General features: G+C 70.3%; 26 protein-coding genes and 2 CRISPR repeat arrays. Of the genes, 16 read left to right on the top strand and 10 right to left on the bottom strand.

Annotation, left to right across the window (positions count from 1 at the left end):
- Positions 1-171: 171 nt before the first annotated feature.
- A CRISPR array of direct repeats spans positions 172-932; the repeat unit is 29 nt; unit sequence GTGCTCCCCGCGCACGCGGGGATGGTCCC.
- A 31-nt stretch (positions 933-963) separates the two neighbouring features.
- The 3 genes from ACWEF2_RS22130 to ACWEF2_RS22140 all read right to left on the bottom strand — a co-directional run bounded on the left by ACWEF2_RS22130 (position 964) and on the right by ACWEF2_RS22140 (position 3,057).
- Positions 964-1,200: a DUF397 domain-containing protein gene (locus tag ACWEF2_RS22130; protein ID WP_453817953.1), complete on the bottom strand. Its 237-nt coding sequence runs from the start codon at positions 1,198-1,200 to the stop codon at positions 964-966.
- Positions 1,201-1,294: 94 nt separating this feature from the next.
- Positions 1,295-2,287: an ABC transporter substrate-binding protein gene (locus ACWEF2_RS22135; RefSeq protein ID WP_453817955.1), complete on the bottom strand. Its 993-nt coding sequence runs from the start codon at positions 2,285-2,287 to the stop codon at positions 1,295-1,297.
- Entirely contained in the window at positions 2,287-3,057 is a 771-nt protein-coding gene (locus ACWEF2_RS22140) for a GntR family transcriptional regulator (RefSeq protein WP_453818023.1), read from the bottom strand. The genes ACWEF2_RS22135 and ACWEF2_RS22140 overlap by 1 nt, the downstream gene beginning before the upstream one ends.
- Positions 3,058-3,897: 840 nt before the next feature.
- Between ACWEF2_RS22140 and ACWEF2_RS22145 the strand changes: the two genes are divergently transcribed.
- The 3 genes from ACWEF2_RS22145 to ACWEF2_RS22155 all read left to right on the top strand — a co-directional run bounded on the left by ACWEF2_RS22145 (position 3,898) and on the right by ACWEF2_RS22155 (position 5,171).
- On the top strand, positions 3,898-4,113 hold the full coding sequence (locus ACWEF2_RS22145) for a hypothetical protein (RefSeq protein WP_453817957.1): 216 nt from the start codon (positions 3,898-3,900) through the stop codon (positions 4,111-4,113).
- Positions 4,110-4,574 carry a hypothetical protein gene (locus ACWEF2_RS22150; RefSeq protein WP_453817959.1) on the top strand — a complete coding sequence of 155 codons (465 nt, stop codon included), beginning with the start codon at positions 4,110-4,112 and terminating at the stop codon, positions 4,572-4,574. The genes ACWEF2_RS22145 and ACWEF2_RS22150 overlap by 4 nt, the downstream gene beginning before the upstream one ends.
- A gap of 351 nt (positions 4,575-4,925) precedes the next feature.
- Positions 4,926-5,171, top strand: a complete 246-nt coding sequence (locus tag ACWEF2_RS22155; protein ID WP_453817961.1) for a BldC family transcriptional regulator — start codon at positions 4,926-4,928, stop codon at positions 5,169-5,171.
- A 516-nt stretch (positions 5,172-5,687) separates the two neighbouring features.
- Positions 5,688-6,387: direct repeats of the CRISPR family, unit length 29 nt; unit sequence GTGCTCCCCGCGCACGCGGGGATGGTCCC.
- 2 nt (positions 6,388-6,389) lie between these two features.
- On the opposite strand, the gene ACWEF2_RS22160 is transcribed toward ACWEF2_RS22155, so the two are convergent.
- The gene (locus ACWEF2_RS22160; protein WP_453817963.1) at positions 6,390-7,154 is read right to left on the bottom strand and encodes a class I SAM-dependent methyltransferase; all 765 of its coding nucleotides are present in this window, start codon (positions 7,152-7,154) and stop codon (positions 6,390-6,392) included.
- Between the two features lie 368 nt (positions 7,155-7,522).
- Here ACWEF2_RS22160 and ACWEF2_RS22165 point away from each other — a divergent pair, with 368 nt between their 5' ends.
- The 5 genes from ACWEF2_RS22165 (at position 7,523) to ACWEF2_RS22185 (ending at position 13,532) form a co-directional block, all read left to right on the top strand.
- A complete protein-coding gene (locus ACWEF2_RS22165; RefSeq protein WP_453817965.1) occupies positions 7,523-8,902 on the top strand; it encodes an FAD/NAD(P)-binding protein in 1,380 nt (459 codons plus the stop codon).
- Between the two features lie 363 nt (positions 8,903-9,265).
- Entirely contained in the window at positions 9,266-9,520 is a 255-nt protein-coding gene (locus tag ACWEF2_RS22170) for a hypothetical protein (RefSeq protein ID WP_453817967.1), read from the top strand.
- Positions 9,521-9,553: 33 nt separating this feature from the next.
- Positions 9,554-11,764, top strand: coding sequence for a substrate-binding periplasmic protein (locus tag ACWEF2_RS22175; protein WP_453817969.1), 2,211 nt, complete (start codon positions 9,554-9,556; stop codon positions 11,762-11,764).
- A gap of 403 nt (positions 11,765-12,167) precedes the next feature.
- On the top strand, positions 12,168-12,809 hold the full coding sequence (locus tag ACWEF2_RS22180; protein WP_453817971.1) for a hypothetical protein: 642 nt from the start codon (positions 12,168-12,170) through the stop codon (positions 12,807-12,809).
- A 270-nt stretch (positions 12,810-13,079) separates the two neighbouring features.
- Positions 13,080-13,532, top strand: coding sequence for a peptidase inhibitor family I36 protein (locus ACWEF2_RS22185; protein ID WP_453817973.1), 453 nt, complete (start codon positions 13,080-13,082; stop codon positions 13,530-13,532).
- Between the two features lie 133 nt (positions 13,533-13,665).
- Here the strand turns inward: ACWEF2_RS22185 and ACWEF2_RS22190 are convergent, their stop codons facing one another.
- Positions 13,666-14,307, bottom strand: coding sequence for a TetR family transcriptional regulator (locus ACWEF2_RS22190; RefSeq protein ID WP_453817974.1), 642 nt, complete (start codon positions 14,305-14,307; stop codon positions 13,666-13,668).
- A gap of 258 nt (positions 14,308-14,565) precedes the next feature.
- On the opposite strand from ACWEF2_RS22190, the gene ACWEF2_RS22195 reads away from it, so the two are divergent.
- The 3 genes from ACWEF2_RS22195 to ACWEF2_RS22205 all read left to right on the top strand — a co-directional run bounded on the left by ACWEF2_RS22195 (position 14,566) and on the right by ACWEF2_RS22205 (position 16,746).
- Positions 14,566-14,721, top strand: a complete 156-nt coding sequence (locus ACWEF2_RS22195) for a hypothetical protein (RefSeq protein ID WP_453817976.1) — start codon at positions 14,566-14,568, stop codon at positions 14,719-14,721.
- An 8-nt stretch (positions 14,722-14,729) separates the two neighbouring features.
- On the top strand, positions 14,730-15,116 hold the full coding sequence (locus ACWEF2_RS22200) for a hypothetical protein (protein WP_453817978.1): 387 nt from the start codon (positions 14,730-14,732) through the stop codon (positions 15,114-15,116).
- Between the two features lie 739 nt (positions 15,117-15,855).
- A complete protein-coding gene (locus ACWEF2_RS22205; RefSeq protein WP_453817980.1) occupies positions 15,856-16,746 on the top strand; it encodes an NBR1-Ig-like domain-containing protein in 891 nt (296 codons plus the stop codon).
- 115 nt (positions 16,747-16,861) lie between these two features.
- On the opposite strand, the gene ACWEF2_RS22210 is transcribed toward ACWEF2_RS22205, so the two are convergent.
- From ACWEF2_RS22210 to ACWEF2_RS22230, 5 genes are all read right to left on the bottom strand, one after another.
- Positions 16,862-18,058, bottom strand: coding sequence for a HAMP domain-containing sensor histidine kinase (locus ACWEF2_RS22210; RefSeq protein ID WP_453817982.1), 1,197 nt, complete (start codon positions 18,056-18,058; stop codon positions 16,862-16,864).
- A 2-nt stretch (positions 18,059-18,060) separates the two neighbouring features.
- The gene (gene cseB / locus ACWEF2_RS22215) at positions 18,061-18,723 is read right to left on the bottom strand and encodes a two-component system response regulator CseB (protein WP_453817984.1); all 663 of its coding nucleotides are present in this window, start codon (positions 18,721-18,723) and stop codon (positions 18,061-18,063) included.
- A gap of 3 nt (positions 18,724-18,726) precedes the next feature.
- Complete coding sequence (locus ACWEF2_RS22220) at positions 18,727-19,155, bottom strand: hypothetical protein (RefSeq protein WP_453817986.1); 429 nt, start codon at positions 19,153-19,155, stop codon at positions 18,727-18,729.
- Between the two features lie 66 nt (positions 19,156-19,221).
- Positions 19,222-19,689: a hypothetical protein gene (locus ACWEF2_RS22225; protein WP_453817988.1), complete on the bottom strand. Its 468-nt coding sequence runs from the start codon at positions 19,687-19,689 to the stop codon at positions 19,222-19,224.
- Positions 19,690-20,172: 483 nt separating this feature from the next.
- Positions 20,173-20,643 (bottom strand): hypothetical protein, encoded by a 471-nt coding sequence (locus ACWEF2_RS22230; RefSeq protein ID WP_355597675.1) that lies wholly within the window; start codon positions 20,641-20,643, stop codon positions 20,173-20,175.
- Positions 20,644-21,150: 507 nt separating this feature from the next.
- On the opposite strand from ACWEF2_RS22230, the gene ACWEF2_RS22235 reads away from it, so the two are divergent.
- The 5 genes from ACWEF2_RS22235 to ACWEF2_RS22255 all read left to right on the top strand — a co-directional run bounded on the left by ACWEF2_RS22235 (position 21,151) and on the right by ACWEF2_RS22255 (position 25,182).
- A complete protein-coding gene (locus ACWEF2_RS22235) occupies positions 21,151-21,708 on the top strand; it encodes a hypothetical protein (RefSeq protein WP_453817990.1) in 558 nt (185 codons plus the stop codon).
- A gap of 128 nt (positions 21,709-21,836) precedes the next feature.
- The gene (locus ACWEF2_RS22240; RefSeq protein WP_453817991.1) at positions 21,837-22,448 is read left to right on the top strand and encodes a copper resistance CopC family protein; all 612 of its coding nucleotides are present in this window, start codon (positions 21,837-21,839) and stop codon (positions 22,446-22,448) included.
- 351 nt (positions 22,449-22,799) lie between these two features.
- Entirely contained in the window at positions 22,800-23,561 is a 762-nt protein-coding gene (locus tag ACWEF2_RS22245) for a metal ABC transporter ATP-binding protein (RefSeq protein ID WP_453817993.1), read from the top strand.
- A complete protein-coding gene (locus tag ACWEF2_RS22250) occupies positions 23,558-24,397 on the top strand; it encodes a metal ABC transporter permease (RefSeq protein WP_453817995.1) in 840 nt (279 codons plus the stop codon). The genes ACWEF2_RS22245 and ACWEF2_RS22250 overlap by 4 nt, the downstream gene beginning before the upstream one ends.
- Complete coding sequence (locus ACWEF2_RS22255) at positions 24,394-25,182, top strand: metal ABC transporter solute-binding protein, Zn/Mn family (protein ID WP_453817997.1); 789 nt, start codon at positions 24,394-24,396, stop codon at positions 25,180-25,182. The genes ACWEF2_RS22250 and ACWEF2_RS22255 overlap by 4 nt, the downstream gene beginning before the upstream one ends.
- The last annotated feature ends 28 nt before the right edge of the window (positions 25,183-25,210 follow it).

The raw sequence follows: 25,210 nt of genomic DNA on the forward strand, positions 1-25,210 counted from the left end.
CGGGCCGCCCTGCTACGGAAACCCCCCACCCCACAAGGCGGCCCGTCGCCGAATCCCACCCGACCCCACACCGCTAGGCATCTCAAGGAACAAGCAATGCCCGAAATGTCCAACTTTTCAAAAGTGCTCAATTTCCGCACTTCTCACGGATAAACCTGCTGGTCAGCCAGTGTGCTCCCCGCGCACGCGGGGATGGTCCCGCCCACCGGCTGCTCGGCGACGCCGAGGACGAGTGCTCCCCGCGCACGCGGGGATGGTCCCGGCGCCGCGCGCGGCGAGCTCAGCCGCGCGCGGTGCTCCCCGCGCACGCGGGGATGGTCCCCCATACCGGCCCTTGTCCAGGAAGTCCTGGGCGTGCTCCCCGCGCACGCGGGGATGGTCCCTCATCCGCGGGAGTGGTGGATCGAGAAGCGTTGTGCTCCCCGCGCACGCGGGGATGGTCCCAACCCTTTTCGCCTGCCATTTAGGGACCTTGCGTGCTCCCCGCGCACGCGGGGATGGTCCCGCCTCGGGAGGGTGGTCCAGGCGATCTGGTCGGTGCTCCCCGCGCACGCGGGGATGGTCCCTCCAGTGTTTCACCTGCGTCTGAAATCTTGCTGTGCTCCCCGCGCACGCGGGGATGGTCCCACGCCGACCGTCGCCGTCATGCGCGCCTTGCTGTGCTCCCCGCGCACGCGGGGATGGTCCCAGGAGGAAGTCATGGAGCCCATGGAACAGGACGTGCTCCCCGCGCACGCGGGGATGGTCCCGCGAACGAACTTCGGATCTCAATCCTTCCATCGTGCTCCCCGCGCACGCGGGGATGGTCCCTGATATCCGCGCCGCACAGTGCGGATATAAGAGTGCTCCCCGCGCACGCGGGGATGGTCCCACCGGGCGAGCCCGTCTTTTTTGTGGCGTCATGTGCTCCCCGCGCACGCGGGGATGGCCCAATACAGGCGCTACCGTTTCATCACCCAAATCTCAGGGAACGGAGAACCGCGCGGCCAACCGCCTCCCAGGCATACGGCCGCGCGGTCCGTGATCCCGCTTCGGGCAGAAGTCCCCGTTGCGGACGCCCGCCAGGAATTCGCTCCAGGCGGCCGGAGAGAAGGCCAGCGCCGGGCCGGCGGGGTCCTTGCTGTCGCGCACGGCGACGAGACCGGGCAGGTTCGTGGCCGCCTCAACGCAGTTGTCGTTGGTGGCGCCGCACCAGGCCATTGAACCTGAGTACATCCCGCAGCCGGTCGAGTCGCACGTCGCACGCGAATTCCACCAATTAGCCATCCTGTCTGGTAGTCGTCCGCCCTGATCTTCAGACTGCAGCGGGCCCGTCGAGCTCCCACCTGGCAAGCACCGCTTGGTGGCCAAGCTGCACGCCGGTGCTGGGATCGATCTTGAAGTCGCCGAACAGCGTGGTCGTCTCCAGCTCCGCAGCAGTGGCCCACAAGGCAGCGCGCCTTGTGTCGCCGACCGCCCTCGCGCAGTGGGTCGCGATGGTTGCAGCAGCCGCTGCCTGGATGGCCGGGTAATCAGGGAGTACCCCGGTGAGGCCCTGATAGGCGGCGAGGAAGTCGAGCTCGCCGATGCCCAACTCCACCGCTCCTCCGGTGCCGGGGAACCATTGCCCAACCCCGTAAACGCCGCGGGGGTTGTCGAGCGCCTGGCCGAACTCGCGGACGCCCGCCGCTACCGCGCATACCGTCTGTGGTGGCGTAGGCATCGCTCTGGCTCGCGTAATCGTCTCGATGTCCTCCTCGAAGGCGCCGGCGCAGAAGAGAGCCCAGGCTTTCCCTGTCTGCGGTAGGTCGTCTCCAGGGCCGTACCGGGCCGTATCGATACCGAGGGAGCGTGCGATCTCCTCGGCCCCAGACGCAACCTGACGGCCGAAGCTGCCCTTACCGTGAACGATCCGTACAGGGAGTGCCTCAGTGCTGGCCAAATGCCGCAGGAAAGGCTCGGCGTATCGGCTGGTAGGCGTCAAGACCGAGACGACGTGCCCAGGGTGGGCCGCCTCGACGTCGTCACCCGACCCGCCGTGGTTCCAGATCAGGCGGTCGAGTTCGGCGGCAACGTCGCCGGCTCTCCGCATCAGCTGCGTGGAGTAAGGGCCGAGCAGGATGTCGCATCGATCCGACAGCCTGCGGAGCGACGCCTGCAGGACTGCGGGATCGCTCTGGTCATCCTCGATCACCAGGTCCACCGCGTCATTCGCAGTGCGCCAGATCTCCAGCCCGAACCGGGCCTGCGTGCCAAACCGGGCATGCTTGCCCGAGAGGGAAAGGCAGGCGCCGATGGTGAGCTCCATCACCGCATCTTCACCTCGTATCGGAATTCGTGGCTGTTTGCCGCCACGATCGACTCTTGAACCTCCAGTGGCCGATTCTCGGAGTCGTAAACCGTCCGCAGGACCCGGACCACCGGCACGCCTGGTATGAGGTCGAGTTCGGCCGCTTCCTCCCGGGTCGGCATTCGGCACACCAGATCCTCGAGACTGTGGCTGACCTGGCGGCGAATGGGGCCGGTGGCATCCTCGATCAGGGCATAGGCGCCACCCTTGATCTTCCGGGGCTGAGCGATCAACGTGTCGGCGACCAGGTCGGCAGGGTAATAGCTGTCGCACAGGGCGACGGGTAAACCATCAACGAGGAACGTCCTTCGGCGCACGACAACCTGAGCGCCCTCGTCAAGCTCCAGGCGGTGGGCGATCTCAGCGGGCGGTTCAAGAGTGACGACGCTTCGTATGCGCTGCTCGGGTGTCATTCCTTGCTCGCGTACTTGGGCGTCGAAACCGGGGAGTCCCGCATCGCGGTGCGTGCGGTAGTTCGACCCGCTGATCATGAGTCGGACACGGGGCTTGGGACGGACGAACACGCCTTGGCCCTGGCGGGCGACGACCAGCCCTTCAGCCTTGAGCAGGGCGAGGGCTCGGCGGACGGTAGGCCTGGTGGTGCCGTACCTCTGGGCCAGAGTGTTTTCAGAAGGAAGCTTCTCGTCGAATGTGCGGCTGCCCGCGAGGATCTCGGCGCGCAGGTCATCCACGATCCGCTGGTACGGGAAGGCTGGGCCCTCAGACATGCCTCTGAGGATACAAGTCAACTTGGATTTCCAAGTCCCTTGACTTGGGTTTCCAAGCAGCCCTATTTTTAGGACGAACTTGTAATTCCAAGTGGCGGCGTGATCGATCGTGTCGATGCTCGGGGAGGGAGCCAGCGTCGGCTGGTTTGCCGCGCTGGCTTGAACAGGTCGGGCCTGGCAGGCGCTCACAACGCCGTACCAGGCCCTTGATCAGGAAGTAGGTCCTGACCCATGACCAACCCTAGTGTTCCGGTCCTCGACCGGATCACGCCGATCCGGGAGGGCTGCGGTTGTTTCGCCGATGCCGTGCCGATGCCGATGGGGTGTGCCTTGTGCGGGCATGCTCCTTACGCGCACGGCTGTCCCGGCGGCGCGGCCGATCACGACTACGTCCAGCCGTCCGGGGAAGTGATGAACGCTCGCCTGGAGGGTCGACGCTACGGCGGCCCGGTTCACCTGCCCCGATTCGAGCCGCCCGCCGACGTGGCGCCCGGCGAGGTGATCCCGCTGGTTCCCGCGCAACGCCGTCCTGAACCCGCCGTCGCTCCGGAGTTTCCCCGGCAGGTTCCACCCGCCGCGCCTCCCGCCCGGCCACCGCTCCCCAAACGGACACCCCGGACCTTCCCCCGGCCTGGCAGACCGCCGGCGGCCACCAGGCCCGCCCGGCGCGGCGACAGCCGCCACCCCGCACTCGACACCCGCGCGAGCGCCCCGCACCCCGGCGCGACCAGAGCCGCCCCGACGGCGCCCCGACGACTTTCCTCCCACCTCATAAAGCGGACCCGCCCGACGGTTGCAGCGTCGGAGCGGGTCCATAACCGGACATCGGAGGTCCGATTCATGCAGAATGGTAGCCCCCCACCCGCCGCAGGCGCGATCCCCGGCTGGCGGTTGATCATCAGTGACAGAGGCCGGTTCTGGGCCTTCCGTCAGACCCGGTTCCCCATCGAGGCGATGCGCGCCGGAGCCAATTCGGAGCTGGACGCCGACACCCTCGCCGAGATCGAGGCGGCCGTGAAGCGGCAGGAAGAGATCGCCGGGCAGGTGAAGGCATGATCTGGCGCCGCCCCTCCGGTACTTCCGGCCGTCACCGCGCCGGGCAGGTCCGCCCCACGACGGTGCACCGCCGCCTGTGGGACGGCCCGGCCCGCGCCGAAGCGGAACGGCTCGCGCAGGCGTGGCCGAGCTGGACCGTGCTGTACGGCGTCGGCAGCCGCCGTTTCTACGCCCTGGCTGCCTGGCCGGTCGCCGAGCCGCTGATGGTCGAGGCGGCCACCGGCGAGGAGCTGGAGAGGCGGATGTATGAGGCGGTCATGGCCGTGACCGCCCGCCGCGAGACCCCCCTCACCACCCCGGCCGCGTCGGTGCCCCCGACCGGCCCGGTCGTTTCGGCACCCCCGATACCCCCGGCACCCTTGGCGTCCCCGCCTCCCCCGAGCAGGCGCGGCGGCGTCCCTTCCCCGGCATCCGCCGCCGCGCCGCACCACCCCCGCCACCCCTACCAGAACGCGGCATAGACCGGCGCGACGGCGGGCGAATGCCATCCCCGCCGCCGCGCCCCTGAACGTGCGGCCCGGGCCGGAGGGGGCCCGGCCGCACACCGACGTGGTCCCCCTCGCAGGAAGAGGGACCACCCGCACCGGCCGGACCACACCCCCGGTCCGGCCGGCGCACCCCCCGGATGCCCGGCCGGACCGCCTCCTGGCCGGGCATCCCCCCGCCCGACTATCCGTCGTCAGGAGATCCGTGCTGGACACTCCGTCTGCCGCGGCACGCCCGAACTCCCGGCCGCCGCACTCGCCGTACACGCCGAGATCCTCGACCACGCCCGCCCACAGTCCCCCGACCCCACCAGGAGAGATTCCCCCATGAGAGGCATCAAGATTGTCGGTGGCGACGGCGCCACCCTCATCCCCACTCCCCCGCCCCGGTTCGAGCCGCTACTCACCCCGACCGAGGTCGCCCTGATGTTCCGCGTCGACCCCAAAACCGTCAACCGCTGGGCCCTGGCGGGCAAGCTGGCGTCCGTCCGCACCCTCGGCGGCCACCGCCGCTACCGCAAGAACGAAGTCCTCGCACTCCTGGCAGGCAGCACCCAGCAGCGCGACGAGTAGCGATGAGCCGCCCCCCGAGGCGGCCCCTCCGACCCCGGACGGCTCGTGATGACGCGCTCTGCGAGCCGTCCGGGCACAACCCCCCTGTCTGAGCGGTTCCCGCTCACGCCGTTCAGGTCGTGGTCGTGCTCCCCGCGCACACGGGCATGATTTGTTGCGCGTCACGATGATGACCGTGAACCGGTTTCTCGTACCCCCCGCCTCTCCGCGCACGCGGGGGGTGGTCCACAGGGACGCCCCGAGGGGTCCGTCGGTTACCCGAGGGTGGCCGTCCACCAGCCGCGCCGCAGATGGACCGTCCCGCCCAGGGGTGATCCGTACCGTGGCGCCGTAAACGGGCAGGCCGCCGTACTGGAGCCAGCGGGTGCGGGCTGCGTCGATCACGTCCCACGGCAGGCGTGGACTACCCTGCTGTGGAACGTGGAGACAACAAACCCGGCGGCGCCCGAAATGTCCGATCCTTCGAAAGTGCTCGAATTTCGAGCTCACCGCCGACAACGCCGCAGGTCAGGCAGAGTGCTCCCCGCGCACGCGGGGATGGTCCCATGCTCGGCCGCACAGGCGCCGGCCCCGTCGCGTGCTCCCCGCGCACGCGGGGATGGTCCCGGCCGACGTGTGGCGCGTCGGCCGTTCGCATTGTGCTCCCCACGCACGCGGGGATGGTCCCACATGCCGCCCTGCCGGTTGCCCCACGCCCACGTGCTCCCCGCGCACGCGGGGATGGTCCCCGGGGCGCCAGGTGTGAGCCCCGGTCCGTCACGTGCTCCCCGCGCACGCGGGGATGGTCCCGTGCCTGCGGTGTAGCGCGCGGCGGTCGTCCGGTGCTCCCCGCGCACGCGGGGATGGTCCCCGATGCCCACGCTGATCATCACCCGCGGCCTGGTGCTCCCCGCGCACGCGGGGATGGTCCCTTGTTCGTGCCGCTCTTGTTCGGGAGCGCGCCGTGCTCCCCGCGCACGCGGGGATGGTCCCCTCCCCGGCCGGGCTCACGTCCTGCGTGAGGAGTGCTCCCCGCGCACGCGGGGATGGTCCCGCGGCGGTCATTCGCGCGGAAAAGCGCGTGCCGTGCTCCCCGCGCACGCGGGGATGGTCCCGGGTGCAGGTGCCCCATCTGGCAGCGATGGTCGTGCTCCCCGCGCACGCGGGGATGGTCCCCACTTAGTCGCCTGCCTATCCCAGGGCATAATGTGCTCCCCGCGCACGCGGGGATGGTCCTGGTCATGGGTGGCCGACGACGAGCCGTAGTGAGCCCGCGAATTCGGGCTGGTGGCGCAGGTGGCCGTACCGGCTGTCCCAGGCGCCGCTGTCGAGGTCGCGGCTCAGTCGGTGGACGGCGCGGCTTTCGGCTGCGTCGCCGATGAAACCCCAGGCCGACTGGGACGCGCGGACGCGGGGGTCGAGGAGGTGTTCGGGGCGCGCGTAGTAGGCCTCGGCGAAGCCGTCGGCGCAGTCGATCGGGATCGGGACCGGCAGGACGTCGGCGGTGGTGCCGATGAGGGAGGCGATCACGCCGATCGGCGGGAGGCGGCGGCGCTCGGCGGCGATGAGGTCGGGGGCGTACTCGGCGAGCCAGAACAGGCCGAGGGCGTCGCCGTCGAAGGTCAGGACGACGACCGGACCGCGGCTGACGCGGCGCAGCTCCCGCAGGCCCCGCTCGGCGTCGGCCCACTGGTGGACGGTGATCGTGGCCATAGCCGCGTCGAAGCTGTCGTCGTCGAAGGGAAGACGTTCGGCGGTGGCGTCGAGCGCCGGGGCCAGGTGGCGAGGGCGCTGGGCCCGCATCGCAGCGGACGGTTCGACCGCCACCACGTGACGGTCGCACGGTTCGTAGGAGCCCGCGCCCGCGCCCACGTTGACGACGGTGCGTGCCGGGCCGAGGGCGGCGTGGACATGGGCGGCGATGCGGGGGTCGGTACGGCGCCGAGTGGCGTATCCGTGACCGTGACGCTCGTAGTCGACGTCGCCTGCGGGGGTGGCGGCCAAGAGGTCTCTCCGTTCGCCGTCGGCTTACCTATGCTGCGCTAAATACCGCTTTTTTATGACTTATACCTTTCATTCTTACCGCGCCTGTCCGTGCGTGCGGGCGAAAAAACGCGGGAAAACCCTTCGCCCAAGCCGTAGGGTCTCGTTGTGGCAGGTAAACCCGGTGGTCGGGAGCCTCTCGGGCCGACCCGGCGGGGTTTCGGCACGGGGCGTTCCGCCATTCTCCCCTCCCGCTTCCTGCCCGGCACTTCTCGCGCCGCATCCCCCGCCCCGGGGACGTTCGCCACAGTGGCGCACCCGGGAAACAGACGGCGACACTCGTTTCAAGAACAAGAATCCTTTATAACCTACAAGTATAGTAGGTAAGTATGCCACGTTCACCATCGGTCGCCATCGCGGGGGGTGGCGCGAGCGGCGCCCTGGCCGCGATCCACCTTCTCCGGCACGCGCGGGCCCGCGCGACGCCGATGGAGGTCATCCTGATCGACCGGGACGGCCGGCACGCGCTGGGCCAGGCGTACTCGACCACCGATCCGCATCACCTGCTCAACACCACCGCCGACAGGATGAGCGCCCTGGACGGCGACCACGGACACCTGGTGCGCTGGGCCCGCGGCCGCGGCCTGGAGGTGGACGGCTCCGACTATCTGCCGAGACCGGTCTACGGGCGTTACCTGCGCGAGGTGCTGGCCGCCGCGGAGCGGCCCCCCGCCCAGGTGCTGCGGCGGGTGACCGGTACGGTCACCGCCCTGGACCACCGTCACGGCGTGAGCGTCCGGTTGGGCGACGGCCGGCGCGTCGACGCCGACGCAATCGTGCTGGCTTTGGGCAACCGCCCCCCGGCCGCCCTGCCGCAGGTCGTGGCGGGCGCCGGCCCGCGGTACGTCGCCGATCCGTGGAGGACGGACGCGCTCCCCCGGATCTGCGACGGCGCACCGGTGCTGGTGCTGGGCACCGGGCTGACGATGGTGGACGTGGCGGTCACCGTGTCCCGGACGCACCCGGACGCGGTCGTGTACGCGCTGTCGCGGCACGCCCTGCTGCCCCGGCCGCATCCGCATCCCCTGCCGCCCCCGGTCCCGACGCCGATCCCTTCCGGGCCGTTGAAGGTCGCCGATCTGCTGCGCGCCGTACGGCTGGCGGTGAGGAGCCGGGGAGGTGACTGGCACGGCGTGGTGGACGGCCTGCGGCCACAGGCCCAGGCACTGTGGGTGCGGCTCACCCCGGACGAGCGACGGCGGTTCCTGCGGCTGGTCGCCCGCTACTGGGAGGTTCACCGGCACCGGATCCCGCCCGCGACGGCCACCCGCATCGCCGACCTGCGAGCCTCCGGCCGCCTCCGCGTCCTGCGCGGCAGCCTGGTTCAGGCCGCGACCGTCGCCCCCGATCGCCTGCGCCTCGGCGTGGAGGTCGAGGGCGTCGCCCGGGAACTCGACGTCGGCTGGCTGGTCAACGCCACGGGTCCTGGAGCCTTCGCCACCGACGACCCTCTCCTCTCCGGCCTGGTCGCCGACGGTACGGCCCGGCCGGACGCGGTACGGCTCGGCCTGGACGTGGACCCCCGCGGCGCGCTCCTGGACGCGAACGGTCACCCGAACGCGAGGATCTTCGCGCTGGGCCCCCTGTTGCGCGGAAGCCTGTATGAGACGACCGCCGTCCCGGAGATCCGCGCCCAGGCGGCGGCCCTCGCGCCGCGCCTCGTCGAGGCGGTCACCTCCCCCGTTCTCGTCCCTCGCCCAGGGTTCTAGCCACAGGCCGGGGGGCGCGGCGGCCTCCGTCCGCTCCGGTGCCGGACGCGGCTCCTCGAACGTGGAGAGCCCGGCGGGGAGCGGGGGACCTTCTCCGGCCCCGCCCGCCCAAAGGGCGTTTGGCGCATGGTCCGGCCTTGATGATCCTGGAAATCCGAATTCGAGAGCCCATGCCAGATCCATCCGGGATACGGCATAACAATATCCACGCACTTTTCGGGTTGTTCCGGGATATCCCGGGGCGGCGTGGACGGCTCGGAGACTGGTGATTAAGCGAGCGACGTACAAACATGTAGGCAGATCACCCACCAAAAGTGATCTCTGTCCGGGCCAACGAACCTCAATTCAGGAAAAGGGGTTTCAATGACGCAAAGTTCCTCCCGAAACAGCCGCCGGGGCGGCCGGGGCTCCGTGACCGCCACGTCGATCACGACCACCGGGCGGTCGCCGGCCCCACGGCCGCTCACCCGGTGGACCACGCTGGTGCTGATCGTGGTGGTCGTCTTCGTCTACCTGCTGATCCAGCGGGGCTACCCCCTGCCGGAGGCGGCCAACGGGGTGCTGGTCGTGGGCCTGGCCGCCGCCGAGATCGCCCGTCGCCTCGCCTTCACCAGGTGACGGCCGGTCGGCACTGAATCAGACGAGACGATCATGACCAGTGAGTCGGAGCGATTTTTACACGATCTGGCTGGTCTGCGGCCTCAAGGTGTCCAGGGCCGGGAGGCCCTGGACATCCTGGTGGAGCGGACCGGCCTGCTGAGGGAGACCATCGAGCGGGTCTGGGCGCGGGAGTTGCTCTCCTGGGAGGTGACCGCCGTGTACGCGCACGCCTGCGGGGAGACGACCAGCGGCTGGCTCAGCGGGTGGGAAAAGGCCGCCAGGGAGCGGAAGTGGCGTGTCATCGGTTGCTTTCCCGACATCACCGGGACCTTCCCCGACCCCGGCAGGGCCGAGGACCTGAAAGGCCTCCGCCTTCTCATGGACGAGATGCGCGACAGAGTGCTCCGCCTGTCCTACGAGACGCTCGACAGACGGTCGAACCCCTCGAAGCAGGGGCACTCCCCTCATGTCTTCCCTTACTCCCATCTCTCCCGGACCACGCTGAACAACAAGATGCGGGGCAACGCGCCGCTGGACGCCGCCATCGTGGAGGCCTTCGCGGCGGCCTGCGGCCTGCCCCGGATCGAGGCGCGGCGTTGGGGCAGGGCGTACCAGGAGATCACCACCGCTCCTCCGCCCGTGTCCCCGTCTCCGCCTCCGCCGCCACCCCCGTCCGCGACCCCGCCTACGCTCCCACCGTCACCATCACCGTCCGCGACACCGTCTCCATCACCGCCGATGTCCCGTCGAGGATTCTGGCGATGGACGGGCGGGCTGGCGGCGATCGGCGGTGTCATCGCCGCCGAGACCTACCGCCAGGTCTCGGACTCACCCCCACCCATCGAAATCATGATCGTTCGTACCCTGGGGGGCTCTCTGCGGCACGAGCCGGCCGACTCTTCAGACGACCAGGACGGTCAGGCGAAGCTGGAGACCACGTACTCCATCGCGGTGAACGAGCTGGACGAGGAGGTCATCGGCAAACTCGCCGGCTCCAAGCAGCCGTGGTACATGGACGTGATCCTGTATCTGAGTCACAGCCGCACCGAACGGCTCTCGAACTACAGCTACTACGGCAACATCACCTACAGGGTCGTCCCCCGCGACGGAAGGGACCTGAAGGGGGAGAGCCGGTCGCTCAACCGTGCCCAGAAGGCCGTACAGCTACAGGACATCGCTCTGGGAACGCTTCCCTCCGACCTGAGGGATCTGGAGGTCGTCATCGGCTTCGACTGCACCGTCACCTTTCCCTCCCGCACCCCGCAAGCCAGAAACAAGAACTTCGATCTGCTGATCAACCCCGGCGAGATCATCTTTCACAACCAGCCCTTTACCGAGGCCGGCCGCCAGGCGGCGCCCGTCTCCGGTCTCGGCACACCGGCACTCGTCGCGGCCACCCCACCTCCCCTGAGCGTACCGATGATCAAGCGGGGAAGGACCGCCGAGAACCGCGGGCGGCTCCTGCGGGTCAGTCTCGGCCGGAAAGCCAGCGACGATAGGATCTACCAGTTCGAGAAGGCCCTGATCAACGAGATAACCCTCAGGCTGAGTGAGAAATACGGCATACTGAGCTCGCCGAAGGTCATAGAACCCGACGAGAATCTGTGGACGAAGGGGTTCGAGGGCAGGGAGCAGATGCTCCTCAGGCCCTATCGGGCAGACGACCCCCAGCAGGTGGACATGCTGATGGGCACCTATTCGATAACCGAACGGCGTCGCGACAGGATGCTGTTCGCCGGCCCCTACCTGATCACCGAGCAGGCCGTCCTGGTCCGTGCGGACAGGCACGACCTCAAACACTTCGACGACATACGGAACGTCAGACTGGGGTACAGGGAAGACTCCACCCCCTACGAGCGGCTGAAGACCCGCTTCGGAGAGCGCTGGGCCAAAAACGAGAAAAACAAGAGCCTGTACGACTACCAGCGGGGCATCGAAGAGATCATCGCCAAGGACGGCATAGAGGCAGTCTCCACCGACAGGGCCATTCTTGTGGTCTCGGCGGGCAAGGTCGACCCCGGCGCGGAGAGGCTCAAGCTCATCGACGGCCCGCCCTCCTCGGAGGAGTGGGGGATCGGGCTCCACCCCCGCCATCCCTACATCGACGCGGGCGAGCTCAACGCGATCCTGAAGCAGTTGATCGCGGAGAAGTGGTGGGAGCAGAAGGTGCGAGAACACTTCGGCACCCTCATCCTCCCCGGCTCGGGCCGCGACAAGTATCTCTCCGACGAACTGCTGGGGAACCGGCCCGTCATTCCCTGATCGCCGAGAGGCACATGAGGGGGTCTCCCGGGGAGACCCCCTCAGCGTTTCCTCAGCGAGATGTGTCCGGGCCAACGAACAGACTCCTCAGGAAACCTCGTGGCAGCCGCACCCTCCCGTGCCGTGCGGGTACGGACTGCCCGGCTCACCCCCGCCGTCCCAGTACACCCCGATCCCGCGCCTTTGGCGAGCCCGTCCCGCGCCGGGACGGCGACTCCCCTCCGTCCAGATCCATCCCCGCACGTCAACGGGGGTCGTCCCGGCCCATCCCGGACGCCGCCCCGGCCCCACACGGGCCGCGGCCGACGCGGCGGACACCGGCGGCACGCCGTACGAGCCCGCCACGCCGGGAACGGGGCGCGGGTCGCGCGAACCACCGCGCGATGGGATACGTGATGGGGGCATGAGGTCTCGGGTTCTCGTCGTTCTGCTGCTACTGGTCGCCACCGTCGCGATCACCCCCGGTACGGCGTGCGCCTGCAGCTGCGCACCGCTCAAACCCGCGGAACAGGTCAAGCAGGCGACCGCCGTCTTCACCGGGACAGTGGTCGCCTCCCACCAGGTCAAGGGCGACCCCCTCGGCCCCAACCCGCCGATCGTCCACACCTTCCGCGCCGACCAGGTCTACAAGGGCGGGACGGGCGCCGAGTACCGGGTGGTCACCAACGCCGACAGCGCGGCCTGCGGCTACGCCTTCGCCGTCGGCTCCCGGTATCTGGTGTTCGCCTCCGACCGGAAGTCCGGCATGTTCGACCCCGACCCGGGCGTCCCGCTGCACACCTCGCTCTGCGACGGCAACCAACCGGTCCGCCCGGGGGAGGGCCCGCTGCGCGCCGAGGACGGGCTCCAGAACGGAGAACCACTCACCGCCGAACTCCTGTCGGCGCTCGGTACGGCCACCCGCCCGCAGCCGGCCGCCTCCCGGCCCCCGGCCGACGCCTCCCCCACCGTGCCGGTCTCCCCCTGGATCTATTCGGGGGGAGCCGTCCTCGTCCTCGGCCTCGCCTACGCCGGATGGCGGCTTCTCCTGCGACGCAGGGCGTAGGCGCCTCACCTCACGTCAGGCGAGAGCCCCCGGCCACCGGCGGCGCTCCGGGGCCTCACCCGGAGAGCGGGGCGGACCATGACCATGGCCCGCGAGGAGGCGGGAGCCGGACCAGGGGAGCAGCGGGCGAATGTCCGGGCCACACCCACGAGGCGGTGCCACTATCCGGCGATGATTCCTTAAGGCAACCATTGACTACTCAAAGTAGCGGTGTTCTACTTCACCTGCCCACTCACAATCCGTGAGTGATCAGCAACGGAGAGGAACGTCATGCGTAAGATCACGCAGCGCCCCCACCTCGCGCGCACGGCGGCCGCCCTGGCCGTGGCCGCGACCGCTGTCGTCTTGCCGTGGACCATCACCACCGCCCACGCCGCCGTCACCCCGCAGGCGGCGGCACCTCCGGGAGTGGTCAAGCTCGCCGACAGCGAGGCGTGCCCGCCCGCGACGCTGTGCCTGTACCGCGACTACCGGCGCAGGGGGCCGGCCTACGGCATCGGCGCCGGCTACATCATCAACCTCAGCAAGCTGCCCCTGGCGGGCGGCCAGGGCGGCAACAACACCGCGGCCGACAACATCTCCTCCTGGGTCAACAACACCGCCTCCGCGGCCCGGCTGACCGACACCGAGACGGGGGTCACCCGCACTCTGAACGCCGGTGGCTCGCTGGAGGAGCCCGCGGCCAACAACGACACCGTCGACGTGGTCAGCTGGGCCCCGTAGTCACCGCACCGCCGCCCCACCGCCGCGCCCGGGACCGACCCGGGCGCGGTTTCTCACCTCACCACGTGGTGACCGTGGCGGGCGAGGGCTGGAGACATCCGCCGGCCCGCTCGGACACCGGCCGTCCGGGACCTCAGTGGTCGGACGGGATCCGGCTCACCGGTGAGACCAGCCCCTGGAGGACCAGCTCAGCGAACTGGTCGGCCACCTCCGCGACGGTCAGCGGACCGTCCGGGCGGTACCAGTTGTGGGCCGAGGTCAGCATTCCGAGGATGCCGACGCTGACGATGCGCGGCTGCAGGGCCGGGTTGAAGACGCCCTCCTCGATGCCCTGGCGGATTACCGCCTCGTACTTCGCGTCCAGCTCGTCGCGCTTCCTCTTGATGGCGGCAAAACGCTCTTCCGTCAGAAAACGCCACTCCTGACTAAAAATCGCGACATGTGCATGAAACTGGTCGATAGCGACCAGCGACTCAAGGATGAGCTGCCGCAGCCGGTCCACCGGAGACTCGAACGACTCAAGAACGCGCCCGAAGCTCCGGAGCCGGTCGTCGATGTACTCCTCCTGCAACCGCAGGAGAATCTCCTCCTTGCCGGAGAAGTGGTGATACAGAGCCCCTTTGGTCACACCGGCGTCCGTCACGATGTCCTCGACGGACGTCGCGTGGTAGCCGTGAAGCTCGAAAAGTCGCAGCGCACCCGCCAGCAGCGCCCGCCGGGTCTCCGCGGGAGAGTAGGTGCCGCGAGTTTTACCCCGCGACGCGGTACGTGCCATGGTCCCTACCCCCTGTGGTGATGAATCAATGGAGAGCGCGCCTCCCGCCCCAAAGGGTAGACGTGCACCGGCACGGACGCGGCCGTCCCGCCGCCCGGCCCCGGAACCGCTCCCGCGACATTCGTGGAACCCCGGTGAACGTGAGCGCCGAGAGCGGCCCGGACGCCGATTCGAGGTCTCACCGCAGGCCGGCGTCCCGGCGGCCGAAAGAACGGTGCTTTCCTGTGAGGTGGTAGACGCGCCGGGTACCCTTCGACTATGGACGCCGTCGAGATCCCCACCATGACGCCGGAGGCGCGAGATGCCGCGCTGGCCAAGCTGCGCGCACTGCTCGGCGAACCCGATCCGGAGATGCTGGCGCTCGTCGAGGAGCGCGACCGCGTGTTCGAGGCTCGTCTCACCGCCGCTCCGTGATCGGCCGCGTGCTCGACACGACCGCGCTCGTCGACTTCGCGACCCGTAGGACGCGCTACGTCGAGGCGGTCATCTGGAGCCGCATATCCGACGTCGCCCCCCTGATCATCCCGGTTCCCGCACTGACCGCCGCGCTCGCGCAGATCCCCGCGCCCGCGGTGCCGATCCTGGACACGCTGCTCGCCCTGGAGGTGCGGGTCGTCGACGACCTCACCGCGAACTCCGCGCCGTCCATCGCGGCAATCCTCAAGATCGCCGGGCCGTACGCGGCCGAGGCGCTCACCGCGGCGTCGGTCGTGCACGCGGCCAGGCGGCGCGGACTGCCCATCGTGACGGGCAACCCCTTCCCGCTGCGAGCCCTCGCGGCCGACGTGGAGATCGACCCGATCCCTTAGCCGTCAGGTCGTCGCGGCGCCCAGCAGGTGTCCCGCCCCCGTGGAAGAAGACACCGGAGCGGAAGCATGTCCGGGGATGGCGAGAGCCGCCTACCGGCACTGCCCCGACCTGCGCCTTCTGTTGTCCAAAGGGCTCTGGACAATGTCTGGACGGAGATCCGGCGAATTTCCCTTGCCGCCGATCACAGCGGCCGGACATAGTGGCGAACACCTCCCGCACCGCCGATCTCAACGGATTCCCGCGATATCCGCCTCCGGTCGGCGACCGCGAGAAATCTGGGCTCCGCGAGGTTTCCAGATCGCTTTTCGAGGCGTGAGGCGACGATTGGAAAAACCCTGACCCCGTCGTCGGCCGTCATGGCGGAACGGGGGCGGGTCCCGCCGTAACAGCGGGATCCAGCCACCGCCATGACGGCCTCGAAACGGGTGGAGGGACGACTCGGGCGGCGGAATCCCGCTTCTCCTCCGGGTCTCCCAATCCCTGTCCGAGGTTTTCCCGGTCTCTACAATTGTGAGGTGGCAGACCCCCTGGGAAATGACCTTCCCTGATGACTTCAGGTAACCTTCTCAAGTTTGAGACGTGTTGCCGGAAGGGCCGCACCGAGGTCCACGCGCGCAGCCGGACAGCGGTGCCGACCAGGGTGGGTGAGGGATGGCGGAATCGCCGGAGCCACATGAGGGGGACTCGGGGACACGGCGAGGCCGCAGACCGGTCCGGCCCGATCCGGAGTCCGGCCCGGTGGCACTGCTCGCGCACCGGCTCTGGGATCTCAAGGAGCAGGCGGGCGATCCCTCCTTCGCGGAGATGTCATCCCGTCTGGGCGCGGCCGCCTCGAAGTCGTCGCTGGCCGCCGCCGCCCGGGGACGCGCGCTGCCGAGCTGGGAGACGACGTGGGAGTTCGTCCGGGTCCTGGCGGTCGACCGGCTGGGACGGGACGCGGCGGAGGCCGAACGCGAGTGGCGGGGGCACTGGGAACAGGCCAGGAACGCCGACCCCGTCGGCCAGAAGACCTCCGGCGCCGAGGAGCGCCGGCCGGAGCGGGACGCGGAGACGCCACACATCGGAAAACCGCCACACGTCCGGCAACCGTTCCACGCCGGAAAACCGCCGCACGTCAGGCAACCGCCACACGCCGGGAAACCGCCGCGCATCCGGAGGCCGGCCGTCCTCGTCGCGCTGTCCGCCGTGGTCGCCGTCGCCGCGGGCACCCTCATCGTGGTCCTGTCGCCCACGGCCGGAGGCGAGGAGAGCGGGCCACGTCCGAACGTCACCCGGACACAGGCCGCCCTGCCGCGCGACGACTCCACGTTCGAGGGCGACGTCACCTATCCGGACGGAACCGTGGTGAAGCCGGGAACGCGCTTCACCAAGGTGTGGAGGATCCGCAACACGGGAGCCACCCCGTGGTACAGGCGTTATCTCACCCAGGTCGACGGCGGGCCGTGCCACGCCCCTCGGCGGGTGCCGATCCCATCGACCGCTCCGGGCGAGTCGGTCGACATAGCGGTGCGTGTCCGCGCCGCCGACACCCCGGGCAGATGCAAGATCTACTGGAAGATGACCAACGAGGATGGAGCCCCGATGTTCGCCGGGAAGAGACCGATATTTCTGGATGTCACGGTGAAGTGATCCCGGCGCACGCCAAGGGAGAGCGACGAGGGCCGGCCCCTCATCGGGTACGGCCCGGCCGATACGGCTCGGCGGCCCCGGGCTCGGCCGATGCGGCCCGGCGGGAGCTCCGGCGTCATCGTTTCCCGTGACCCAGGTCCAGCCGGACCACGGCGCCGCCGTCGGAGGCGTTGCCGAAGGTGAGGTCCGCGTCGAGGGCACGGGCCTGTCCCGCGGCGATGGTCAGGCCGAGACCGACGCCGACGCCGCGCGCGGCCGAGCCGACGCCGAACCGCTGCGGGCCGTACTCGCGCAGGGTCGCCAGCATCTCCTCGGGGAAGCCCGGCCCGTGATCCCTGACCGTGACGACGGCTCCCTCCACCGTGACCAGGACCGGCGGGGTGCCGTGTCTGGCCGCGTTGGTGACCAGGTTGGCGAGGATCCGCTCGACCCGGCGCGGATCGGTCTCCACCTCGGCGTCCCCGGCGACCACCACCTCCACCCCCGGCACCCCCGACGCCGCGACCGCCCGCCGGGCCAGTACCCCGGCCGGACGCGCCTCCCTGACCGGCGTCTCGGCCGAGGAGTCCAGCCGGGCCACCTCCAGCACGTCCTCGATCAGGCGGCGCAGCGTCGCCGCGCTGTCCCGGACGAGCTCGGCGGGACGTCCGGGCGGCAGCAGCCCGGCCGCCGTGACCAGACCGGCGACGGGCGTGCGCAACTCGTGGGCGATGTCCGCGGTGACCCGCCGCTCGGCCTCCAGCCTGGCCCGCAGCGTGTCGGCCATCTTGTCCAGCGCGGCCCCCACCGCCGCGACCTCGTCCCGTCCCCGGGCCCCGACCCGGGCGGACAGGTCCCCCTCGGTGATGCGCGCGGCCGTCCTGGCCACCGTGCGGATTCTGCGGCTGAGCCCCCCGGCGACCGCGAACCCCACCCCGGAGGCGAGTACGGCCGCCGCCGCCCCGGACCGGAGAAGGATCCAGTCGAGCCGGGCGAGCTGGGCGTTCTCCGGCGCGTAGGACCGGCGGAGCCAGAGCACCTCCCCACCGGCCACGGTGGCCGCCCACAGCACGGTGCCGTCCGCCAGATAGGTGGCGCGCGTCCCCCGGCCGACCGCCTCGGCCAGCGGCGCGGGCGGCGGCCCGGTGCCCAGCGGGGTGTCCTGACCCTCCTGGTGGCGGAGCAGGGTGGTCGTCAACTCGGCGTCCAGGGCACGCCGGGCGGCGTCCAGCGTCACGGCGGCCGTACGGGTGTGGACCAGCAGGCCGAGGACCGCGGCGACGAACACCGACATCCCCGCGATGACCAGGCTGAGCTTCACGCGCAGGCCCACGGCTACCTCCGCAGCTTGTAGCCGAAACCGCGCACGGTCTCGATCCGGTCGTTGCCGATCTTGGCCCGGAGCCGCTGGACGTGCACGTCGACGACCCGGGTGTCACCCTCCCAGGCGTAGTCCCAGACACGCTGGAGCAGGGTGTCCCTGGAGAGCACGACCCCGGGTGCGGCGGCGAACTCCAGCAGGAGCCTGAGCTCGGTCGGTGTCAGCCCCACCCGCTCGCCGCGCAGCCGTACCTCCAGGGACTCCGCGTCGATCGTGAGGTCGCCGAACGAGAGCGTGCCGTCCTCCCGCTCGGGTACGGCGGCGCGGCGGAGCACGGCGCGGATCCGGGCGTGGAGCACGGCGGTGTCGAAGGGCTTGGTCACGTAGTCGTCGGCCCCGGCCTCCAGCGCGTTGATCACATCGATCGCGTCGGACCTGGCGGAGATCATGATGATCGGGACCTCGCCCGCCTCCCGGATCCGCCGGGCCAGGCTGACCCCGTCCAGATGCGGGAGCATCACGTCCAGCAGCGCCACGTCCGGAGACCTGGACCGGAACGCCGACAGGCCGCTCAGCCCGTCGGGCGCGGTCCGCACCCGCATGCCGTACAGCTCCAGGGCCATCCCCGTGGCCTCACGGATCACCGGGTCGTCCTCGACGAGCAGCACATCGATCATGTCTCAGGGCTCCGGTGTCGTAAGTCGCCGATCGGTCAGTTCCCCGGCCCTGTCGGCGGGCAGGCCCTCGGCCCGCACCGTGAAGCGGCCGTAGTATCCGGCGCGTTCACGCCAGGTGAGGCCGCTGAGGGTGATCGTCGCCCGGTAGGGCTCCGCCATGCACTCGGGCAGGCACCACATGCCGCTGAGCTCGCCCGTCCCCACCGCGCTCCCGCCGCCCCAGGACTCCCAGCGGATCCTCGCCATGGCGTTGAACTCGTCCAGCGCGAACCTGCTCGGCCGCTGCAGCGGATCGCCCATGTAGGCGACCACGTAGACCGGTCCCCGGGGCGACTCGGACGGCGGCGCCGGGCCCTCGACCCGTACGCCGCCGTCGGCCCCGCACCCCGCCGCCACCAGGGCCGCGGCGCAGACAGTGACTGCTCGCCTCATACCGTTCCTCATCGCCTGGAGGCTACGCGACAACCTGCCGTCGCCCTGAGCGCCGGAGTCCCGCGGTCAGGGCATCGGCAGGTTGCCGGTCAGCGTGTCCGCCGTCTCCCGCGGCTTGGTGAAGTCGCCGTCGATGCTGAACGTGGTGAAGTAGTTCTTACCCCGCACCTTTTTGACGCCGCCGAGGGTGACCGTCGCGGTGTAGGGCGTCTTCTGGCAGGCGGGCAGGCACCATGTCCCGCTCAGCCCGCCGGTGCCGACGGCGCCGTCCGGCCCCCAGGTCCTCCAGCCGACCTTCCGCAGCGAACTGAACTCCGACACGACCAGGTTCTCCGGACGCTGGTCGGCCCGGCCGTCCTCGGCCCCGTGGAGATTGATCACATAGACCTGCTCCACGGCCCGGGGCGTCTCCTCGGCCGTCCCCGTCCCCGTCCCCGTCCCCGTCCCCGTCGCCGTCACTGTTCCCGTCCCCGCCCCGCAGGCCGCCGTCGCCACGCCGAGCACCGCGACCGCCACGGTGATGATCCTTCGCATGTGTCCTCCTCGCCCCGGCACTCTGCCCTGGCACGTCAACGACGTTAGAAGGAAGACTTCTCAGCCGTCCGGCGACCGTGTAACAGTCGCCCATCGACTCCCCCGCTCCCACCAGCCACTATCTCCCCCAACCACCAGAAGACACCTATAACCCCCCGCCCTCGCCACCGGTGACCACCACCCCGCGGACCGGCCGCCCTCACCAACCGAATACGGCCTTTCCCATGAAACCGGGTACGGCCTCCGCCCGATCGGACGAACGATCGGGCGGAGGCCGTACGACATGACCGCTGCCCACGCGGAAGGCGATCTCTGAGATCACCTCCCCTGGGGCACCGGCACCTCCTGACAGGCCATCTCATTCCGGGTAGCGCGCCGGCTCACCGTGAGCGGTGCGACGGGCCGGTGATCGGCGGCAGGTGCCCCGAGAGCCACCGTGATCCTGGAGTGCCGGCGGAGGCGCCGGACCGGCACGCCCCGGGCTCAGGCGTAGCGGAAGAGCGTGAGCACCCAGTTCTGCAACCCGCACTCGACGAGCGTGCCGCCCGCGTACTGCACCCGCACCTGAGCCGTCGCGTTGACCACGGGAATGGTCGGCGGAACCTCCATGATCCGCGTCGTGGTGATACTCCTCCACTCGGTGCCCATGTCGATGGAGGAGTCGAAGCGGTGGTTGTCACTGATCGGGTGGGGGTTCTGGCCGCCGAAGGTGATGTCCAGCCAGCAGACGCCGTTGTCCCCCTGCACCTTCACCAGGGACTCCGCCGAGAAGACCGCGACGTACAGCGCGCCGAAGCTCGGGGTGCCCTGTCCCACCTGCTGGGGGATCGTGGCGCCGGGAAGGTTCACCCAGGTGTCGGGGGTGCTGACCAGAAAGCGGTCGGACCCCCAGATGGTGGAGGTCTGAATCGGCGCGGCGTTGCGGACGATGGGGCTCGTGGGGTTGTCGGACATGACGCCTCCTGGTGTGGGTGGGGAGAAGGGAGCCAAGAACCGCGCGGGCTGACACCTCGCTAACGGCCATCACGAACGTTACGTATGGCGATTGGTTGATTACAAGGTAGTGCAATTGATGGCAAGTTATGTTTCACCCGACATATGGAGATATGTCATCCCAAGTGAGCAGCGAAAAAATCGCACGGCCGTCGAAATTCCCACCACATACGCGTCATACCGCCCTGGCGCCTCCGCCGCGTCCCGCCCGTCTCCATCACGTTCCCGCCACATATCCGGAACGTTCCCGCCCAACCCCAGGCCTCCGCCCAGCCCCGGATCTCCACCGAACACTGTCTCCGCCGTCGCCGTTCCCCTCGCCGACCGAGAAGACCTCCCGACAGGTGTTCACCACCGGGAAGACCTCCCGACAGGCGCTCACCGCCAGGAGGATCCGCCGACACCGGTGAGGCGACCTATCGGGATGCGGTCTTCTCTCCGGACGGGCCGGCTGAAAGGATGGCGCCTGTGACCCCAATGGCGTCGGCGTTTCGCCTGCCGCGAGCACTCGTCTTCGCGACGTTGTGCCTCGTGGTCACCGGCGGTGGCCACGCCTTGGCCGGTGGCGGGCTGGTCCCCGCGCACCTGGGTGTGCTCGGCGCGGTGGTCGCCTTCTGCCTGGCCTATGCGCTCAACGGGCGCGAACGCGGGCTGGAGGTCGTGCTTCCCACGACCGTCGCCGCGCAGATTCTGCTGCACGAGCTGTTCAGCCTGGCCGCGCCGGCACCGCACACGGCGGTCTCCGCCGATCACGGCCATCCCGGTCTGGGCATGACGGTGATTCACCTCGTGGTGGCGTTGCTGACGGGGTGGTGGCTGCACCGCGGCGAGAGCGCGCTCTGGCTCATGATCCGGCTGTACGGCAGGCGGATTCCGCTGATCCGGATGGTCGTTTTCGGCGTTGTCGAGACACCACGGCCGATCTGGCAGACCGTACCGGCCTCCGATGTCCGGCCGTACGGCGGCTGGGAGATCTCCCCGGCGCTCCGCAGACGTGGTCCGCCCGCGCCGAACCGCGCCGGCTGAGAGACCTGGAGGGTCCGGAAGGCCGGTGTGCCCCCGCGACCTGGCGCCCGCTCATACCGCGGAAGCGCCCTTCCAGCCTTGCCCGGCCGCGCCAGGAGCGCGGCTCGGGAGTCTCCTCTGGAGTCCAAATGGCACATTTGCCACGATTCATGCACCGAACGGTGCTGGCGACGCTCTGCTGCGGACTGTTCCTCATGCTGACCGCGCCCGCCGCGCTCGCCCATGACCGGTTGAAGAGCAGTTCTCCGGCCACGGACGCCAAGGTCTCGTCCATCGAGCGGATCGAGTTGGAGTTCACCGCCCACGTACGGTTCCCCGCGATCGCCCTGCGGGAGGCTGGTGGCACGCTGGTGACCGTCGGCAAGCCCCACGCCGACGGGGCCAAGGTGACCTCGAAGATCATCGGAGTGCTGCCGCCGGGTAAGTACGTGGCCGCCTGGCGGGTGGTCTCCTCCGACGGTCACCCGATCGAGGGGGAGATCCCCTTCACCCTCACCGGCCCGGCGACGCCGTCCACCACCCCCACCACCCCCACCACCCCCACCGCACCGGCCGCTCCACCGACCAGTCCGGCCGCCCCGGCTTCGCCCGCCCCCGTCTCGGCGACCGACGACCAGAACACCTCGGGCGGCGTTCCGGGGCTGATCTGGGGTGGGCTCGCCGCGTTGGTGGTGATCGGCCTGGCCGTCCTCCTCCGGAGGCGGAAGACACACCGGCCCCGGACGACCGGCACGGAGTGACCCTCCCCGGGGCCTCCGGTCCGGCTCTCCGCACCGCCCGAGCCGCCGCCCTCGCGTAGCGCGGCTCGGGCCGGGCTCCGTCGCCCACGTCCGTTCCGGCGGACGATGAACGGACGCGGGCGGGGACCGGACGCGGTGTGCTCCGGACGCGGTGTGCTCCGGCGCACGGAACCGGAGGCGGCCCTCCCCTGCGGCCGGAGAACAGGACCGGCCCGTTCTCACAGGCGGTGAAGGGCGTCGCCCCGCTTATCCGGACGTCGCCCTGATCACTCGAACGTCGGCCCGTCGGCCGGGTGGACCGAGTCCTCCCGATCGTCACCACGCCACCCCGTCCCCGGCCGGAGTATGCCCATGGCCCTTTCCCTCCCCGACCCCCTCAACCCCCTGGATCCCCCCACCTCCTCCACCGACCCCCTCCCCGGCCCCGAGCCCGGTTCCCCGCCCGGCTTCCGCTCCGGCTCCCGCGCCGGTTCCCCCGCGCGCGCCGCCGGCCTGCGGCTGTCGGCCGTGAGCTGCCGGCATGGCCGGCTCATCGCGGTGGACCGGGTGGACCTGACGGTCGCCCCCGGTGAGCATCTGGCGATCACCGGTACCAACGGCTCCGGCAAGAGCACGCTGCTGCGCGCGGTTCTCGGCCTGCACCGTGAGGTGTCCGGCGTGATCGAGGTCGCGGGCCGGCAGGCACGCGGCGCCGCCGACTGGGCCCGCCGCCGCGCGGAGGTCGCCTGGATCCCGCAGCGGCAGGCGGCCGGGCGCTTTCCGCTGCTGGTGCGCGAACTGCTGGCCAGCGGTCACCACACCGAGCGGGCCCTGGCCGCCGCCGAGGAGCTGGGCGTGGCCGAACTGCTGGAACGCCCGCTCGGCACCCTGTCGGGTGGCCAGCTACAGCGGGCGTACCTGGCGCGGGCCCTTGGGCAGGTCGCGGCGGGGGCGGGCCTGCTCCTGGCGGACGAGCCGACCGCGGCACTGGACTTCGCCGGCCAGGAGCAGGTGGCGGCGGTGCTGGCCGGGCTGCCGGTGAGCGTGGTGGTGGTCACCCACGACCGGGCCGTCACCCAGTCCTGCGGGCGGGTGGCCGAGATGGCCGCCGGACGGCTGCGGGAGGTCCGGTGAACTCGATCTGGACACTGATGGAGATCCCCTCGGTACGGCTGGCCCTGCTGGCGCTGCTGCTCGGCTCGGTGGCGCTGCCGATCGTCGGGGTGTTCATCGTGGGACTGGACATCATGCCGGTCCGCTTCGCGATGATGCACGTCGCGCTGCTCGGCATCGCGATCGGCCTGCTGACCGGGCTGGACCCCCTGCTCTGCGCCCTGGTGCTCTGCGGGCTCACCGGGGGTGCGCTCACCCCGCTGGCCCGCAGCAGCACCGGCCTGTCGGGCGCGATGGGCCTGCTGATGACGCTGGCCGTCGCGGCGGCGCTGCTGGTGCTGTCGATCTCCGGGGTGAACGCCAACGGGGCGTTCGAGCTGCTCTGGGGGTCGATCCTGGCCACCCGCCCCGGTGACGTGGTCGCGCTCGCCGCGCTGGCGGTGATCGTTCCCGTCCTGTACGGCATGCGCCGCAGGGACCTGGCGCTGCTCCTGCACGACCGGGAGCTGGCCGTCTGCTCGGGAGTGGCGGTGGAACGGCTCACCCTGATCCTGCTGGTGGTGATCGCGGTGGCCATCGCCTCGGCCATCCGGCTGACCGGGGCGCTGCTGGTCGACGCGCTCACCCTGCTGCCCGCCCTGGCCGCCCGCCGGGTCGGCCGTTCACTCCCGGCGATGGTCGGCTGGTCGGTCGTCTTCGGGCTGGCCTTCAACCTCGGCGGCTTCCTTCTCGCCCTGCTCCTCGACTTTCCCCCCGGCCCGGTGCTGGTGCTGGTCGGCGGGGTCTGCACCCTCCTTCTCCACTCGATTCCGGAAGACCTCCTCCACCCGACCCCAGAAAGGGTTCTCGCGAAATGATCAGAATGCGCCGGCTCCGTCTCACCGCCGTGGCCGTCATCGCCACCGTGACCATGGCCGCCTGCGGGGGCACCGAGCAGAACGAGTCCCCGACCTCCAAGGAGGGGCCGAAGGGCCTGAAGGTGGTCGCCGCCTCCGCCTGGGAGGCGGGGTTCGCCAGGGCCGCGGGCGCGACCGACATCACGGTGATCGTGCCGCCCGGCGTGCACCACGCCCCGGACTACGACCCCAAGCCCTCCGACCTGGTCAAGGTCGCCGAGGCCGATGTGGTGCTGTACGCCGCCTTCGAGGGCTTCGCCGGCAAGCTCAAGGAGGCCGCCGGATCCAAGGCGAAGCTGATCGAGGTGTCCCTCGACAACACGCCCGACAAGGTCAGGGCGGAGGTCGCGCGGCTGGGCGGGGAGTTCGGCACCGCGGAGGCGGCCAAGGCGTGGACCGCGACCTTCGACACCGAGTACGCCGCGTTGAAGAAGAAGGTCACCGGCGCCACCAAGGGCACCGCGCCGGTGATCGTGGCGCAGGCGTTTGTCGCCTGGGCCGTCGACCTGACCGGAACGCGGCCCGCGGCAGTGTACGGCCCGCAGCCGCCCACCGCCGGTCAGATCTCCGAACTGGCCGCCAAGAAGCCCCGGCTGGTGCTGGACAACTCGGCCATGCCCGGCGGGGACGCCCTCGCGGGCGTCGAGGCCAGGCGCGTGGTCATCGACAACTTCCCCGGCCGGGAGATGGACCTGATCGCCATGTACCGGGCCAACGCCGACGCCATCATCGCCGCCCTCGGCTGACCTCTGAGCTGACCTACCTCACACCGGC

Source organism: Streptosporangium sp. NPDC004631 (assembly GCF_053601935.1).

Bases quoted from the DNA above. Each gene is read 5' to 3' on its own strand.
- ACWEF2_RS22155 (WP_453817961.1), top strand. From the start codon at position 4,926: ATGAGAGGCATCAAGATTGTCGGTGGCGACGGCGCCACCCTCATCCCC.
- ACWEF2_RS22135 (WP_453817955.1), bottom strand. From the start codon at position 2,287: ATGGAGCTCACCATCGGCGCCTGCCTTTCCCTCTCGGGCAAGCATGCC.
- ACWEF2_RS22180 (WP_453817971.1), top strand. From the start codon at position 12,168: ATGAGGTCTCGGGTTCTCGTCGTTCTGCTGCTACTGGTCGCCACCGTC.
- ACWEF2_RS22150 (WP_453817959.1), top strand. From the start codon at position 4,110: ATGATCTGGCGCCGCCCCTCCGGTACTTCCGGCCGTCACCGCGCCGGG.
- ACWEF2_RS22185 (WP_453817973.1), top strand. From the start codon at position 13,080: ATGCGTAAGATCACGCAGCGCCCCCACCTCGCGCGCACGGCGGCCGCC.
- ACWEF2_RS22140 (WP_453818023.1), bottom strand. From the start codon at position 3,057: ATGTCTGAGGGCCCAGCCTTCCCGTACCAGCGGATCGTGGATGACCTG.
- cseB (WP_453817984.1), bottom strand. From the start codon at position 18,723: ATGATCGATGTGCTGCTCGTCGAGGACGACCCGGTGATCCGTGAGGCC.
- ACWEF2_RS22165 (WP_453817965.1), top strand. From the start codon at position 7,523: ATGCCACGTTCACCATCGGTCGCCATCGCGGGGGGTGGCGCGAGCGGC.
- ACWEF2_RS22170 (WP_453817967.1), top strand. From the start codon at position 9,266: ATGACGCAAAGTTCCTCCCGAAACAGCCGCCGGGGCGGCCGGGGCTCC.
- ACWEF2_RS22145 (WP_453817957.1), top strand. From the start codon at position 3,898: ATGCAGAATGGTAGCCCCCCACCCGCCGCAGGCGCGATCCCCGGCTGG.
- ACWEF2_RS22220 (WP_453817986.1), bottom strand. From the start codon at position 19,155: ATGAGGCGAGCAGTCACTGTCTGCGCCGCGGCCCTGGTGGCGGCGGGG.
- ACWEF2_RS22255 (WP_453817997.1), top strand. From the start codon at position 24,394: ATGATCAGAATGCGCCGGCTCCGTCTCACCGCCGTGGCCGTCATCGCC.
- ACWEF2_RS22230 (WP_355597675.1), bottom strand. From the start codon at position 20,643: ATGTCCGACAACCCCACGAGCCCCATCGTCCGCAACGCCGCGCCGATT.
- ACWEF2_RS22175 (WP_453817969.1), top strand. From the start codon at position 9,554: ATGACCAGTGAGTCGGAGCGATTTTTACACGATCTGGCTGGTCTGCGG.
- ACWEF2_RS22190 (WP_453817974.1), bottom strand. From the start codon at position 14,307: ATGGCACGTACCGCGTCGCGGGGTAAAACTCGCGGCACCTACTCTCCC.
- ACWEF2_RS22240 (WP_453817991.1), top strand. From the start codon at position 21,837: ATGGCACATTTGCCACGATTCATGCACCGAACGGTGCTGGCGACGCTC.
- ACWEF2_RS22225 (WP_453817988.1), bottom strand. From the start codon at position 19,689: ATGCGAAGGATCATCACCGTGGCGGTCGCGGTGCTCGGCGTGGCGACG.
- ACWEF2_RS22195 (WP_453817976.1), top strand. From the start codon at position 14,566: ATGGACGCCGTCGAGATCCCCACCATGACGCCGGAGGCGCGAGATGCC.
- ACWEF2_RS22130 (WP_453817953.1), bottom strand. From the start codon at position 1,200: ATGGCCTGGTGCGGCGCCACCAACGACAACTGCGTTGAGGCGGCCACG.
- ACWEF2_RS22245 (WP_453817993.1), top strand. From the start codon at position 22,800: ATGGCCCTTTCCCTCCCCGACCCCCTCAACCCCCTGGATCCCCCCACC.